This window comes from Pseudomonas sp. KBS0710 (assembly GCF_005938045.2).
Classification (GTDB): Bacteria; Pseudomonadota; Gammaproteobacteria; order Pseudomonadales; family Pseudomonadaceae; genus Aquipseudomonas.
Genome location: NZ_VCCF02000001.1, coordinates 4,373,221 through 4,387,294, shown reverse-complemented (window position 1 = coordinate 4,387,294; position 14,074 = coordinate 4,373,221). Strand labels below are relative to the sequence as shown.

The 14,074-nt window shown below is 58.8% G+C and carries 13 protein-coding genes; 5 read left to right on the top strand and 8 right to left on the bottom strand.

The genetic code is table 11. From position 1 onward, the window contains the following. Positions 1-35: 35 nt before the first annotated feature. Positions 36-491 (bottom strand): Lrp/AsnC family transcriptional regulator, encoded by a 456-nt coding sequence (locus FFI16_RS20085; RefSeq protein ID WP_138816476.1) that lies wholly within the window; start codon positions 489-491, stop codon positions 36-38. A gap of 165 nt (positions 492-656) precedes the next feature. On the opposite strand from FFI16_RS20085, the gene FFI16_RS20080 reads away from it, so the two are divergent. From FFI16_RS20080 to FFI16_RS20065, 4 genes are read left to right on the top strand one after another with little or no spacing between them, the layout of a single operon-like run. After that, a complete protein-coding gene (locus FFI16_RS20080; protein WP_138816475.1) occupies positions 657-1,421 on the top strand; it encodes an ArpA protein in 765 nt (254 codons plus the stop codon). Between the two features lie 44 nt (positions 1,422-1,465). Beyond that, positions 1,466-2,782 carry a serine hydroxymethyltransferase gene (gene glyA / locus FFI16_RS20075; RefSeq protein WP_256666275.1) on the top strand — a complete coding sequence of 439 codons (1,317 nt, stop codon included), beginning with the start codon at positions 1,466-1,468 and terminating at the stop codon, positions 2,780-2,782. Positions 2,783-2,815: 33 nt separating this feature from the next. Continuing rightward, the gene (locus tag FFI16_RS20070; RefSeq protein ID WP_138816473.1) at positions 2,816-3,430 is read left to right on the top strand and encodes a LysE family translocator; all 615 of its coding nucleotides are present in this window, start codon (positions 2,816-2,818) and stop codon (positions 3,428-3,430) included. Positions 3,431-3,481: 51 nt separating this feature from the next. Continuing rightward, on the top strand, positions 3,482-4,075 hold the full coding sequence (locus FFI16_RS20065) for a threonine transporter RhtB (RefSeq protein WP_138816472.1): 594 nt from the start codon (positions 3,482-3,484) through the stop codon (positions 4,073-4,075). 509 nt (positions 4,076-4,584) lie between these two features. Here the strand turns inward: FFI16_RS20065 and FFI16_RS20060 are convergent. From FFI16_RS20060 to plsB, 3 genes are read right to left on the bottom strand one after another with little or no spacing between them, the layout of a single operon-like run. Beyond that, positions 4,585-5,274, bottom strand: coding sequence for a DUF4197 domain-containing protein (locus FFI16_RS20060; protein WP_138816471.1), 690 nt, complete (start codon positions 5,272-5,274; stop codon positions 4,585-4,587). Between the two features lie 39 nt (positions 5,275-5,313). Next, the gene (locus FFI16_RS20055; RefSeq protein WP_138816470.1) at positions 5,314-5,715 is read right to left on the bottom strand and encodes a YbaY family lipoprotein; all 402 of its coding nucleotides are present in this window, start codon (positions 5,713-5,715) and stop codon (positions 5,314-5,316) included. Between the two features lie 51 nt (positions 5,716-5,766). After that, positions 5,767-8,271, bottom strand: coding sequence for a glycerol-3-phosphate 1-O-acyltransferase PlsB (gene plsB, locus FFI16_RS20050; RefSeq protein WP_138816469.1), 2,505 nt, complete (start codon positions 8,269-8,271; stop codon positions 5,767-5,769). 183 nt (positions 8,272-8,454) lie between these two features. On the opposite strand from plsB, the gene FFI16_RS20045 reads away from it, so the two are divergent. Further along, on the top strand, positions 8,455-8,664 hold the full coding sequence (locus FFI16_RS20045) for a cold-shock protein (RefSeq protein ID WP_003219353.1): 210 nt from the start codon (positions 8,455-8,457) through the stop codon (positions 8,662-8,664). A 146-nt stretch (positions 8,665-8,810) separates the two neighbouring features. Here FFI16_RS20045 and FFI16_RS20035 read toward each other — a convergent pair whose 3' ends face one another. The 4 genes from FFI16_RS20035 to FFI16_RS20020 all read right to left on the bottom strand — a co-directional run bounded on the left by FFI16_RS20035 (position 8,811) and on the right by FFI16_RS20020 (position 13,962). Then, positions 8,811-9,188, bottom strand: a complete 378-nt coding sequence (locus FFI16_RS20035; RefSeq protein ID WP_138816468.1) for a hypothetical protein — start codon at positions 9,186-9,188, stop codon at positions 8,811-8,813. Between the two features lie 54 nt (positions 9,189-9,242). Beyond that, a complete protein-coding gene (locus tag FFI16_RS20030) occupies positions 9,243-10,052 on the bottom strand; it encodes a putative RNA methyltransferase (protein ID WP_138816467.1) in 810 nt (269 codons plus the stop codon). Continuing rightward, the gene (gene dapE, locus FFI16_RS20025) at positions 10,052-11,203 is read right to left on the bottom strand and encodes a succinyl-diaminopimelate desuccinylase (protein ID WP_056857547.1); all 1,152 of its coding nucleotides are present in this window, start codon (positions 11,201-11,203) and stop codon (positions 10,052-10,054) included. Before dapE ends, FFI16_RS20030 begins: the two co-directional genes overlap by 1 nt. A gap of 167 nt (positions 11,204-11,370) precedes the next feature. Next, a complete protein-coding gene (locus tag FFI16_RS20020) occupies positions 11,371-13,962 on the bottom strand; it encodes a glycosyltransferase (RefSeq protein ID WP_138816466.1) in 2,592 nt (863 codons plus the stop codon). Between the last annotated feature and the right edge of the window lie 112 nt (positions 13,963-14,074).

Sequence of the window (14,074 nt, the reverse complement as noted above, 5' to 3'; positions counted from 1 at the left end):
TGCTGTTTAAGCCTGAATGTCTCCCACTTGTTTATTTAGAATATGGGCAGTTTCTTCTCGACGGTTTTTATAATCGAGGTGTTGGTGTCGGCCAACGGCGTTATTTTTTGCAAGGTTTGATCAAGGTGGCTGACAGAGTGTGTGTACAGATGGCAGACGAAACTGTCTTCCCCGGTGATCTTGTAACAGACAATACATTCAGGCATGTCTGACAGTAGCTGCTCCACTGTTTGAAAATTTCCCGTCAGCGGTTTTACCCGCACCAGTGCCTGCAGCGCAAACCCCAGTGCCTGCGCGTCCAACTCTACGCTGAACCCACTTATAACCCCTGCCACTTCCAGGCGTTTGAGACGCTCGCTGCAACCAGGAGCGGAGAGCCCCACCTGCCGGCCAAGGGCGCGGATAGAGGCGCGGGCATTCTGATGCAGGGCGACCAGCAGCGCGCGATCAATTGCATCGAGTGTCTGATCGTTTTTTGTAAGCCTTTTCATTAGATGGACCTTACGAACATTGATGAAATAGCGTGAAAATCTTACATACCACAGATCCCTCAAAAAAGAATGGATTTTTCGAAAAGTCCTACCTATTGTTTTGTCTGCAGTCATACGCAGTACTGTAGCGCTATTTCAACTTGATCTATTTATCGAGGGATTGAAATGAACCACGTACTTGATGAGGCACGCTTGCAAAAGCACCATGATAATAATTTTTCTGAGCAGCGATTGTTTTCGCAACGTCATGAGTTTGCCCGTGATGGGTTTATAAAGTTGCGTGATGTTGTGGATGATGATTTGCGTGAGCAGATTACCGTTGAAGTAAAAAGTTTGATCGAGCGCCAACTTGAACGGCGTGACCTGCACCTGGCAACTACCGATAATACACCGCGTTATATGAGTGTCGTGCGCAGCGAGTTCATTGCTGAAAACAGCCTTCTCATTAATGCGCTGTCGAAGTCTGATGTGTTGCTTGGCACCCTGTCACAGATAGCCGGAACCCGTATTGTCCCGTCCGTCTCCAAGGACGAGGAGTACCTGATCACCAAGCAGGAGCGCAAAGGCGACACCCATGGATGGCACTGGGGGGATTACAGCTTCGCACTGATCTGGATTATCGAAACGCCCCCTGTCGCCAAGGGTGGGATGTTGCAGTGCGTGCCCCATACCTCGTGGGACAAATCCAACCCGAGGATTCACGAGCTGCTGTGCAGTAACCCGATAGCGACTTACGGTTTCAAGACCGGAGATATTTATTTCCTGCGCACCGACACCACCCTGCACCGCACCATTCCACTCAATGAAGATGCCACCCGGATCATCCTCAATATGACGTGGGCGGCAGAAAAAGATCTCAGCGCAAACCTGCACGGCAATGATCGCTGGTGGGAAGACCAGCATGTTGAGGCCGCCAAAAGCCTGACGTAAAACACCTGTGGCTGGTTGTCACGCGAACAGATGGGATGATGGTCATGCATGATATTGAATGCCTCCAGCGCGCCAATGCCTTGCTCAAGCAGGCGCAATCACACTCGGCCATGGCCGATCTGGTCCGGGCGGCGGTGGTTCGCAATGAGCAATGGCGTGGGCAGCAGTGCATTAATCTGGTGGCAGCAGAATCACCCACCAGCCCCTCGGTGCGTGCGTTACTGGCCAGTGAGGTGGGTACGCGCGCATCGGGTGGGCATATCGGGCGTGACAACCGTTTTTTCTCCGGCATGAAGAACATCGACGAGCTGGAATCGCTTTGCGTGGAACTGCTTAAAATCACGCTGCGTGCCCGGCACGCCGATCATCGTTTGATGGGCGGTATGGCGGCTGTACTGGCTGCGTACACAGCGTTGGCCCGTCCTGAAGACAACGTGATGACTGTGCCAGTGATCCGCGGTGGAGATACCAGTAATCGCACCAACGGGCCGCCAGGGGTTCGCGGACTCAAGGTGTGGGACATTCCGTTTGTGCACAAAACTGCAGACATCGACCTGACACGCTTCAGTGAAATCGCTCAGACCCTCAAACCTGCTGTGATTGGGTTGGGCATGACACTGACCTTGTTTCCGTTGCCGTTGGCGGACATCAAAGGCATCGTTTCATCCTGGGGTGGCAAGGTCTATTTCGACGCCGCCCACCAATTGGGCTTGATCAGTGCCGGCCTGTTCCAAGACCCATTGGCTGAGGGCGCCGACCTGATGACCGGGTCTTCCGGGAAGACGTTCAGTGGTCCTCAGGGCGGCGTCATTGTCTGGAACGATGCAGCACTGACAGCGCCTCTGCACGAGGCGATTTTCCCTACGCTGACCGGTAGCCATCAAATCAACCGCGTGGCTGCGCTCGCGGTGGCGGCCACAGAAATGCTCGAGTTCGGGCAAACCTACATGAAACAGGTGGTCAGTAACGCCCAGGCGTTGGCCAGGCACCTGGAGTTTCGGGGGGTGACTGCGTTCTATCGAGAACAGGGTTACACCCGAACCCATCAGATTGTGATTGATTCAAAGCCCTTCGCCTGCGGCCGTGAGGCCGTACAGCGCCTGGAGGCCGCCAACATCATCACCAACGAAATGCCGCTGCCTTGGGACACTGACCCTTACCGAGAAACAGGCATTCGGCTCGGCACTGTCGAGGTTACTCGCCTGGGCATGAAGGAGCCGGAAATCGCCTGGATCGCCGAGCAGATTGCCCGGGTGCTCCTGCATAAAGAGGACCCGATGGGCGTTGCCAATGGTGTGATTGATTTCATGAAGAACCACAGGACAATCTATTACTGCCACGAAAATGGGCTACCCGGTTGAGCCATCCTGAACGTAGTCACAAAGGACGCGTGCATGCCTGACATCCTGATTTCCGTTTACCAGGCGATATTCACCTTCACCCTCGCGGCGATCGCCTTACTTGCCAGCCCTGGCCCCGCCACCCTGGCGCTGGCAGCCAGCGGCGCGGCTTATGGCATGCAACGCTCGTTTCAGTTTTTTGTCGGGATCACCCTGGGGTTAGTGATTGCCATGGCGTTGGTTGCCTCGGGGCTGTATGTGGTCTTGCACAGCTTTCCCGGGTTGGCGGTGGCGCTGACGGTCATCTCCATTGTTTATATTTTTTGGCTGGCTTACCGCATTGGTACGGCACCGCCCATTGAGGATGAGCAAGCCGTGGTCACGCCGGGCTGGGGTGCCGGTTTTGTGCTGGGGGTTGCGAATATCAAGGCGTATGCCGCGTTCGCAGCGTTACTGGGCAGTTTCACCTTGGGCACGTCGCCTGCCTGGGAGCAGGGCACAAAGGCGCTTATTTGCTTATTGGTTTGCGTGGTATTCGATTTTTTATGGCTTTTTGCGGGCAGCCGGATGCGCAAGTTGTTCATCCATCCCGTTTGGAGTCGACGACTTAACGTAAGCTTCGCGATTTTGATGGTAGCAACGGTCGCCTGGTCATTCACGCTGACGTAGTAGCGCTATCGGTGGAAAGACCCATGATCATTCCAACCGAGGATAACCTTCATGTTTGGGACCGTTTCTACACTGGTACTGTTACTGGTCGTGCCCGGGCCGACAAACACGCTGCTGTTACGCGCGGGCGTCTTGTTTGGGTTTGCCGCTTCGTGGCGTATGGCATTGATTGAATGCCTGGCTTACCTGCTGCAAGTCTCTGTCTGGGGCGTGGTGCTGTTTTACCTCTCGGCCTGGTCACCTTGGGCGGTGAAAGCCACGCAAATGGCGGCGGCCTGCTACCTGCTCAAATTGTCATTCACGCTGTGGCAACGCCACACCAGCAGTGTCGACTCAACCCACGATCGGTTATCAGGCCTGCATTTTTTCTGGCTTACGGTGATGAACCCCAAGGGCCTGCTGATTGTTTCGTTTATCGCGCCGATCGGCACATTCGCCTCGTTGTCGGGGTATGCCGGATTCATGGCTCTGCTGGCGATGGTGGTGATACCGGTAGGCGCTGCCTGGATCGTACTGGGCAGCCGTTTTGAAGGGCTTCAGAAAGCCTGGTTGACCCCCTTGAAGATCAACCGCGTCACCTCTGTGGCTATCGGTTGTTTTGCCACAATCATGATGGGCCGATTGGCAGGGGCGTTGATTCACTGATTCACATGCTGATGCAAACAGGCGTGTGCGGCTTTGGAACGTTTGTTTTTTTTACTCCACTCAGAATTGCCTGATGGACAGGCACAGGTTTGGACTTTGCCAATTCGGCAGTCTGGCCTTTTTTAATGAGTTTATGGAGTTTTATATGGCTTTTTTAGATGCTATTGCTGCTTTCAAAGGTGCGTTTCTCGGGGCCTTGCTGGGCAATAATGTACCGCGCAATGATTTTGGAACGGGGTATAGGTCAGGGCACGCAATAAACGATCACCACCACCATCATCACCAACATCGTCCTCATACAGTGCGGCCACACGCGGGCCATACCTATCCAACCCAGACCAGCCATGGCAGGCCGTATCCACAGCAACACACGGTCCACGAGCTGCCTTCACCCTACAGGCCTACCTATCCGCTTTTTACGCTGAATCGTTAATGGGCTTTGCCTGAAACAACTGCGCCAAGGCCCGTGGTAAGCGGCCTTGGCGCAGTAGGTCCAGCGTGTTCGGGGCTTACAGCGCGCCAAACACCTTCTTCGCCAGGCTGGTGGCCGCGGCCGCCGGGTTTTTGCGAATGGTTTCTTCCTGCTGCGCGATCATCTTGAACAAGCCGTCCAGCGCCTGTTCGGTCACGTAGTTTTCAACGTTGGCACTTTTGGCATCCACTGCGCCAAAGGCTGCCGCCTTGCCAGCCAGGGCGTTGTACTGCTGGGCAACCCCAACCTTGTCGGTAGCGGCCTTGACGATCGGCAGGAACTTGGCGCGGATCTGCTCGCGGCTGCTTTTATTCAGGTACTGCGTCGCCGAGTCCTGGCCGCCGCTGAGAATGCCCTTGGCGTCGGTCACACTCATGTTTTTTACCGCATTGACCAGGATCGGCTGCGCCTGGGTCACGGCCGTTTCGGCGGCCTTGTTCATGCTGGTTTCCAGCTGCGTGACCTGGTCACCCATGCCGAACATCTTCAGCTTGTCGGCGACTTTGCCCAGTTTGCCTGGCAAGCCGATCTTCACTTCGGGGTTGTTGCTGAAACCACCGGGCGCGCCCAGTTGTTTCACGGCGATCTGTGCGCCTTGGGTCAGGGCGTCCTTGAGGCCGCCGCTGGCGTCGCCCTGGGACAGGCTGCCAAGGTCGAGGGCCATGGCGTTGGCACCGAGTAGCAGGCCGGCGCACAGGGCAGTGAGGCGAAGAGAGTTACGGAGCATGAGCGCTTCCTTATGTTCGGGCTTATGTGCTGGAAAATGTCAGTGTGCGACAGCATCAACGCGCAGGCGCAGAGGTTGTTCGTCTTTGCCGTCGAGCTGCACCGCGTGGCGTTCGGTGGTAATAAACAGTAGCTTGCCGTCCAGCTCGATGCGCGCACTCACCGAGTAAGTGTGGCCTGGCTTGATTTGGGCCGGGTCATAGCTCAAGTGAAACGGCAACGGCACCTGGCCTTTGATCGGGCCTTTCTGTTCGGCGAGGGTCACCGCCGGGGCGTCCATCAGCGACACGTCCTGCAGGCTGACACTCAAGGTGGCAGCGGGCGGCAACGCGATGCGTTGCAGGTAGAACACTTCGCCGTCGAGGCTGGCCTTGGAGGCTGGAGTCATGGATTGGCAGGCTCCGATCAGGGCGGTAAGGCCCAGGAGGATGATCTTTTTCATGGTACAGCTCCTTTTCAACGGCGCCGGAAACAGCCCGGCGCCTCAGTCAATCTAGCGGCTTTCTGCCGGTTCCACAGGCGCTTCAGCTGCACCGTCGACGCGGTGCAAGGCCACCTGGCGAATCGACAGGCGAATGTCGGCAGGCAATACGCGTTTGGCCGCGCCCTCCGCCAGTTCGCCGAGCAGGTCGTGGTAACTCAGCTTGCCAGCTTCGTCGCGGCGCAGCACATCTTGCTCCAGCAATGTCTGGATAAAATGTCGGAAAAGGCTCTTGTCGAAGAATTCCGGCGCATTCAGGCCATGCAGGATCGACAGGCGCTGGGCCATGATCGTGCATAGGTCTTCCAGCTCTTCGGCACTGATGCTGTTCTGGCCGCTGTTGAGCAGCAGCGAGATCGCCATGTAGAACCGTTGCAGGGTCTGGGCGATGCTCTTGGACAGCAGCGTCAGCAGCACAAAGTGCCGCGAACTCGGGGCCGGGCGCAGGTATACGGCGTTTTCAAAACGCAATAGACCTTGCTCGACGAAGGCTTCCAGCCATTGGTCGACTACCGCGTCCAATTCTTCCAGCGACCAGCGAATAAACAGCTCCGACTGCAAGTACGGGTAGAGCGCGCGGGTGTAGCGCAGGATCTGTTCGCGGCTCATGCGTGAGCTGCTCTGGAAAAAACTCGCCAGCAGCGCCGGCAGGGCGAAGATGTGCAGCACGTTGTTGCGGTAGTAGGTCATCAGGACGGCATTTTGCTCATCCAGGTACACAATCTTGCCCAGGGCGTCACTCTGCTCCGAGAGCAGGTTCATGTCCTTGACGTGCTTGATCAGCGCCAGGCCATCGCCTTCCGGCAAAGTGGTGTGCGGCGAGTAGGGCACGCGGCGCAGCAGCGCCAGGTACAGGTCCAACTGGCGCGCCATGGCCTGTTCATCCAGGGCCAGGCGCGTGGTCGAAAGCAGCGCCAGGGCCACCAGGTTCACCGGGTTGACCGCTGCGGCTTCGTTCAAGTGGCGCGCCACCTGCTCGCCGAGGCGGTTGGTGGTTTCGTTGAGCCACGCCGGTTTGTAATTCGGGCCCAGCTCTTGGGCACGCCAATCCGGCTGCTCGGCATCGAGGAACTCGGCCAGCTTGATCGGCTCACCGAAGTTGACTGCGACCTGGCCAAAGCGCTGCTTGAGCGCGCCGACGACTTTGAAAATATCGAAGATCGATTCTTTCTTTTTGCTCGCCCCGCGCAGCTCGCCCAGGTAAGTACGGCCTTCGAGCACGCGCTCATAGCCGATATATACCGGCACAAACACGATCGGCATGCGTGAGGAGCGCAAAAAGCTGCGCAGGGTGATCGCCAGCATCCCGGTTTTCGGTTGCAGCATGCGCCCGGTGCGCGAGCGGCCGCCTTCGACGAAGTACTCCACCGGGAAGCCCTTGGTGAACAGGGTGTGCAGGTATTCGTTGAACACCGAGGTGTACAGCGGGTTGCCCTTGAAGGTGCGGCGCATGAAAAACGCACCGCCACGGCGCAGCAGGCTGCCGATCACGGGCATGTTCAGGTTGATGCCGGCGGCAATGTGCGGCGGAGTCAGGCCGTTTTTGAACAGCAGGTAGGACAGCAACAGGTAGTCGATATGGCTGCGGTGGCAAGGCACGTAGATCACCTCGTAACCCTGGGCGACCTTTTGCACACCTTCGATATTGTTGACCTTGATGCCGTCGTAGATTTTGTTCCAGAACCAGCTCAACACCACTTCCAGAAAGCGGATCGCGGTGTAGGTGTAGTCCGAGGCGATCTCGTTGCCGTAGCGCAGGGCCTGGGCCTTGGCTTTTTCCGGGGTGATTTTCTCGCGTTCGGCTTCATCGGCGATGGCCTGGCGCACCAGCGGCATATTGACCAGGCCTTTGACCAGGTTGCGGCGGTGAGACAGGTCGGGGCCGATCACCGCAGTCTTCAGGTTACGAAAGTGCACACGCAGGATGCGTTGGGCCATGCGCACGGTGCGTTCGTGACCTTTATTGTGCTCGATCAATTCACGCAGGTTGATAGGCGCGGAGAATTGCACGCGGGTCTTGCGACCCAGGATCAAAATGCTCAACAAGCGGCGCAGACGCCCGGTGACCGCCCAGCTGTCGGCAAACAGCAGTTTCCATGGGCTGGACTCGCTTTCGGGCGACTGCCCCCAGAACACGCTGACCGGAATGATTTGTGCATTCTCTTCGGCGTGCTCGGTCAGGGTGTTGACCAGGCGCGTCAAGGTTGGCGGCGCGCCGCGCTTGTCCTGGCGGCCGAGCCAGTCGGGTTCGGGCGTGAGGTAGAAGAACGCGGCGGGTTCGATCAGCGAGCCCACCGACACCGGCAGCACCGGGCGCGGCAGGCCGGCCTTGGTGCATTCCTTATCGACCACCGCCAGTTCAGTGAGTGAGGGCGATTGCAGGACGTAAAACACCGGCCGGCTGCGGTCCAGGTTAAGGGTTAGGGACGACTGGTTGATCGTCTCGGAGCGAACCCAGAGGTACAACAGTCGGCGCAAGGTGCCAAACACCAGACGGCGGAACGGGGAGCGGGTCATAGGCGTGCTGCTTCAAGTGGAAAAAACCGAGCAGGTGCTCGGGCGGGTAGTGTGCCGTATTCGCCGAAAATCGGCAAAAAAGCAGCGATGTAAACTTGAGTTGATCGTTTTTGAGCCTGTCTTATACTCGGCAGTTCAATGCGAGCGACTCAACAATAAAAATGCATGTGGGAGTAAGAACAGATGGCAACGCGTGAAACCGGCAATGTGAAGTGGTTCAACGATGCAAAGGGCTATGGCTTTATCCAGCGTGAAGACGGCAAGGATGTGTTTGTGCACTACCGCGCCATTCGCGGTGAGGGCCACCGCTCATTGGCCGAGGGTCAGCAGGTGGAATACGCCGTGGTGACTGGCGAGAAGGGTTTGCAGGCTGAGGATGTGGTGGGCCTGTAACAATTGATTTTTGCAACACCGCTGAACCCATGTGGGAGCGGGCTTGCTCGCGAATACGGTGTGTCAGTTGATACATCTGTTGACTGATCCACCGCTTTCGCGAGCAAGCCCGCTCCCACATTTTGATTGGGTTCACAATCTATGGGTTATGCAGTTTTCCAGGTGATCTGCTCTTCGCCGTCCGCACTGACGCGAATCCAGGTATCAGCGCTTTCTTCACCTTCTTCTTCAACCCAGGTACCCGGCGCGCAGCGCACTTCGACGTTCAGCGCGGCAAAGGCGGCGCGGGCGCAGGCGATGTCGTCGTCCCACGGCGTCTGGTCGCTGTCCAGGTGCAGGCTGTTCCATTTGCCAACGGCTTTGGGCAGCCAGGTGACCGGTACAGTGCCGGCTTTGCACTTGTAGGTCTGGCCTTTCTGTACCCAGTCGGTGCATGGGCCCAGGGCGGCACCCAGCCAGGCGGCGATGGCCTTGTAGTCGACGTCGGCGTCTTTCAGGTAAATCTCGATATCAGGTTGGCGCATGGATGTTCCTCGTTGCGGGATTCGAAAATCCATTCGCGGATACTTAAAAGTCGGTTATTGAAGCACGAAATAATCGTAGCGCATCGACACTGTGACCCGCAGCGGCTCTGCAGCCTCGATCACTTCAGTACGGCGCTCGGCACTCGCGCGCCAGCCATGGGGCGTCATCGCCAGCAGGTTGGCGCGGTCCTGGGGCTCGATCAGGCTCAGGGTGAACTCCAGCGTTTCACTGTGCGCCAGGCTCATGCCTTCGGGCACCAGAGCCAAATGCTTGTCGTCGGTGTATTCACGCACTTCGTCGTACAGGCGTTCGCGCAGTTCCATCAAGTGGCCGGCGGTCGGGCCGACCTTCATCAAGCCGCCGCCAGGGCTGAGCAGGCGCTTGGCCTCTTCCCAGTCCAAAGGGCTGAACACGCTGGCGAGAAACTGGCAACTGCCCGACGCCAACGGCACGCGGGCCATGCTGGCGATCAACCAGGTCAGCGCCGGGTTGCGTTTGCACGCGCGTTTCACCGCCTCCTTGGAGATATCCAGCGCATAACCGTCAGCATGGGGCAGGGCATCGGCGATTTGTGCGGTGTAGTAACCCTCGCCACACCCGATGTCCACCCAGCGCTGCGGCGCGCGCTCGGCGGCCAGTTCGGCCAGGCGCTTGGCCACCGGTGCGTAGTGCCCGGCGTTGAGAAAGTCGCGGCGTGCCTCGACCATGGCGAGGTTGTCGCCTGGGTCGCGGCTGTTTTTGTGCTGCACCGGCAACAGGTTCAGGTAACCCTGACGCGCACGGTCGAAACGGTGCCCGGCCGGGCACGCCACGCCATTATCCACCGCGTTGAGCGGTGCGCTGCAAAGGGGGCAAGCGAGCATCAGGCGAGCAACTTGATCAGGGTTTGGTAGTAGATTTCGGTCAGCACGTCGAGGTCGCTGGCCAGGATGCGTTCGTTGACCTGATGGATCGTCGCGTTGACCGGGCCCAGTTCGACCACTTGGGTGCCCAATGTGGCGATGAAACGCCCATCGGACGTGCCACCGCTGGTGGACGCCTTGGTCTCGCGGCCGGTAATCGCCTTGATGCTGGCCGATACCGCGTCGAGCAACGCGCCCGGCTCGGTGAGGAATGGCAGGCCCGACAAGGCCCATTCAACGTGCCAGTCCAGGCCGTGTTTATCCAGAATCGCCGCAACCCGCTGTTGCAGGCCTTCGACGGTGGACTCGGTGGAGAAGCGGAAGTTGAACACTGCCGTCAGGTCGCCGGGGATCACGTTGGTGGCGCCGGTGCCGGAGTTTAGGTTGGAGATCTGGAAGCTGGTTGGCGGGAAAAAGGTGTTGCCGTCGTCCCAATGCTCAGCGGCGAGTTCCGCCAACGCCGGGGCCGCCAGGTGGATCGGGTTCTTTGCCAGGTGCGGGTACGCCACGTGGCCTTGCACGCCGCGCACGGTCAGGGTGGCACCGAGGGAGCCGCGACGGCCGTTCTTGACTACGTCGCCCACCAGCGTGGTGCTCGACGGTTCACCGACGATGCACCAGTCCAGACGCTCTTTGCGGGCCGCCAGGCGTTCGATCACCGCTTTGGTGCCGTGGTGCGCCGGGCCTTCTTCATCGCTGGTGATCAGAAAAGCCACCGAACCCTTGTGGTCCGGGTAGTCGGTCACAAAGCGCTCCGAGGCCACCAGCATCGCCGCCAGGCTGCCTTTCATGTCCGCCGCGCCACGCCCGCAGAGCATGCCGTGTTCGTCGATCAACGCATCGAACGGGTCGTTCTGCCAGGCCTGCACCGGGCCGGTTGGCACCACGTCGGTGTGGCCGGCAAAGCACAGTACCGGGCCTTCGTGTTTGCCATGGGTGGCCCAGAAGTTGTCCACGTCTTCGATACGCATCGGCTCAAGTGCAAAACCGGCGTCGCCCAGGCGCTGCATCATCAGCTTCTGGCAGTCGGCATCGATCGGCGTCACCGAGGGGCGACGGATCAGGTCGATGGCAAGTTGAAGGGTCGGCGAAAGGTCGGCGTGGGCCGTCATGGGAAAACTCCGGGAAGCGTGTAATGGGCGCAGGACGAATGTGGAATACAGAACCTGAATCGGCGCAAATCTAATGTGGGAGCTGGCTTGCCTGATCCAACAAAACGGCCGTTATCTTATAGCAAAACGGCGGCCAGAGGCCGCCGTTTAGTGCATTGCGCAAGTTTTTACTCAGCCGTTGCCGGCTCAACCTTAGGTGCAGGTTTTGGCAGCGACGACAGGAACGCCATGATCAGCGCCGCCACATACGGCAGCGATTGCACCAGCAGCATCACCACCCAGAAGCGTATGTCATTGCTTGGCAGGCCCTGCACCAGGTAAATCCCCAGTGCGGCGCCCCACAACAGCAGCATGATGAACATCTCTTCGCGGGCTTCGGAAATCGCCACCCAGAAGCCGTGGTTATCGGCATTTTTCGGTGTGCGAAAGAACGGAATACTGGTGGTGAAGAAGCCATACAGCACCGCCTTGGCGATGGTGTGCGACAACGCCAACCCGGCCAACGCCGCGCAGAACGCGTCTTTGAGGTTCACACCCACCGCTCGGCGGTAGAGGAAGATGATCTTGCCGACCTTGAACACAAACAACGCCAACGGCGGGATCGCGAAAATCAGCAGCGGCGGGTCAACACGGGTTGGCACGATGATCATCGCCGCCGACCACAACAGGGCGCCGACGGTGAAGAAAATGTTCATGCCATCCGCCACCCACGGCAACCAGCCCGCGAGGAAGTGGTAACGCTGGCCACGGGTCAGCTCGGTGCCCTTGCCGCGCAACAGGCTGGCGGTGTGGCGCTTGATGATCTGGATCGCGCCGTAGGCCCAGCGGAAACGCTGTTTCTTGAAGTCGATAAAGGTATCCGGCATCAAGCCCTTGCCGTAACTGTCGTGGTAATACGCCGCCGACAGGCCTTTCTCGAATACGCGCAGGCCGAGTTCGGCATCTTCACAGATGCACCAGTCGGCCCAGCCGAGCTCTTCGAGCACCGAGCGACGGGTCATGGTCATGGTGCCGTGCTGGATGATCGCGTCACGGTCGTTACGGGTGACCATGCCGATATGGAAGAAGCCTTTGTATTCGGCGTAGCAGAGCTTCTTGAAGGTGCTTTCGTTCTGGTCGCGGTAGTCCTGTGGCGACTGCACCACGGCGATTTTCGGGTCGGCGAAGTGCGGCACCATGTGCTTGAGCCAGTTGGGCGACACGCAGTAGTCCGAGTCGATCACCGCGATCACTTCGGCATCGTTGGCGGTGTGCGGGATCAGGTAATTCAGCGCGCCACCCTTGAAACCGGCCAGGGGCGAGACGTGGAAGAACTTGAAACGCGGGCCGAGGGTTTCGCAGTAGTCGCGCACCGGCTCCCAGACGGCCGGGTCCTTGGTGTTGTTATCGATGATCAGGACTTCGAAGTCCGGGTAATCGAGGGCGGCCAGGGCGTCGAGGGTCTGTTTGACCATCTCCGGCGGCTCGTTGTAGCACGGCACATGGATCGAGACTTTCGGGCGGTAGTGCGAATCGCCTTCCACCGGCAGGAATTCACGTCGGCGCTTATGGGTCCACACCGCTTCCGCCAGTTCGTGGGCTTCGGTGAGCAATACGATAAACACGCCCAACGCGCCAAGGGCCAGCAAGATGCCAACCGTCACACTGAACCAGGTGCTGTATTGCTGGCTGTAGTCGTAGCCGATCCAGACCAATACCGAACCGCACAGGAACGCGATAAAGGTCAGGAAGGTGCGGCCACGCTGGCGCAGGGCCGAGCCGTCGATCATCAGCAGGGTCAGCGACAGCAGCGCCAGCACCACCGAGCCGATGGCCAGCACGCGCCATTGCGGGATGGCGACGACCGGGCCTTCAAAGTTGAATTTCTGCTGGCGTGCGGCGTTGTACACGCCCCAATAGGCGCCGGCCGAACCTTCGTCACTGACTTTCCAAGGCTGGTCGAAGGCCTCGATTACGAAGTAGTTGTAACCCTGGCGGTTGAGCTTGTTGACCAGCGTACGCAGGTAAATCGCCTGGTCTGCCGGCGAGGTTTCATTGCCACCGCGCATACGGCCGTTGCTCGGCCAGCCCACTTCCGAGAGCAGCAGCGGTTTTTTCGGGAACAGCTTTTTCAGGTCCCGGGCACGGTCCAGTACGTACTGGCCGGCCTTGTCCATCGGGATGAACTCCCAGAACGGCAGGATGTGCGCGGCGATCAGGTCGACGTGCTTGGCCAGTTGCGGGTTCTTTTCCCAGATGTGCCATTGCTCGGAGGTGGTCACCGGTACTTTCACGGCGGCGCGCACACGGTCCAGCAGCACGATCAGCGCCTCTGGGGTGATTTCCTCACGGAACAACGCCTCGTTACCGACTACCACGCGCACAACGCTGCGCGAGTTATTGGCGATCTCGATGGCGCGCTGGATTTCACGCTCGTTGCGTTCCTGGTCCGGGCTGATCCAGATCCCCAGGGTCACGCGCAGGCCGAACTCTTCGGCAAGTTTGGGGATATCGCCCAGGGTGCCGTCGACCGAGTAAGTACGGATGTTGTCCGTCAGCTTGCTCATGATCGCCAAGTCCTGGCGCATCTGGTCGTCGGTGGGGTACTGGTCTTTCTGCGGGAATTGGCCTTGTTGGAACGGCGAGTAGGAGAACCCGGAGATCTGTTCAGGCCAGTTGGGGGTGGTGACCGGGCGGTTGATCAGCGCCCAGAAGCCGGTGAAGAGCGCGGCAATTGCCAGCACCACCACCAGGTTGAGTCCAAATTTACGCGATGACATGGCTATTTCGGGTTCCAAAGGGTGTGGAACGAAAAGAGGTGTCGGCCTACGCCGAACGGCGCGCATCCTACACCGGCCTTTAACTGAGCGTACAGCAGACAGAGAAAAGCCG

Coding starts and splice junctions, on each gene's coding strand:
- FFI16_RS20085 (WP_138816476.1), bottom strand. CDS start 491: ATGAAAAGGCTTACAAAAAACGATCAGACACTCGATGCAATTGATCGC.
- FFI16_RS20080 (WP_138816475.1), top strand. CDS start 657: ATGAACCACGTACTTGATGAGGCACGCTTGCAAAAGCACCATGATAAT.
- glyA (WP_256666275.1), top strand. CDS start 1,466: ATGCATGATATTGAATGCCTCCAGCGCGCCAATGCCTTGCTCAAGCAG.
- FFI16_RS20070 (WP_138816473.1), top strand. CDS start 2,816: ATGCCTGACATCCTGATTTCCGTTTACCAGGCGATATTCACCTTCACC.
- FFI16_RS20065 (WP_138816472.1), top strand. CDS start 3,482: ATGTTTGGGACCGTTTCTACACTGGTACTGTTACTGGTCGTGCCCGGG.
- FFI16_RS20060 (WP_138816471.1), bottom strand. CDS start 5,274: ATGCTCCGTAACTCTCTTCGCCTCACTGCCCTGTGCGCCGGCCTGCTA.
- FFI16_RS20055 (WP_138816470.1), bottom strand. CDS start 5,715: ATGAAAAAGATCATCCTCCTGGGCCTTACCGCCCTGATCGGAGCCTGC.
- plsB (WP_138816469.1), bottom strand. CDS start 8,271: ATGACCCGCTCCCCGTTCCGCCGTCTGGTGTTTGGCACCTTGCGCCGA.
- FFI16_RS20045 (WP_003219353.1), top strand. CDS start 8,455: ATGGCAACGCGTGAAACCGGCAATGTGAAGTGGTTCAACGATGCAAAG.
- FFI16_RS20035 (WP_138816468.1), bottom strand. CDS start 9,188: ATGCGCCAACCTGATATCGAGATTTACCTGAAAGACGCCGACGTCGAC.
- FFI16_RS20030 (WP_138816467.1), bottom strand. CDS start 10,052: ATGCTCGCTTGCCCCCTTTGCAGCGCACCGCTCAACGCGGTGGATAAT.
- dapE (WP_056857547.1), bottom strand. CDS start 11,203: ATGACGGCCCACGCCGACCTTTCGCCGACCCTTCAACTTGCCATCGAC.
- FFI16_RS20020 (WP_138816466.1), bottom strand. CDS start 13,962: ATGTCATCGCGTAAATTTGGACTCAACCTGGTGGTGGTGCTGGCAATT.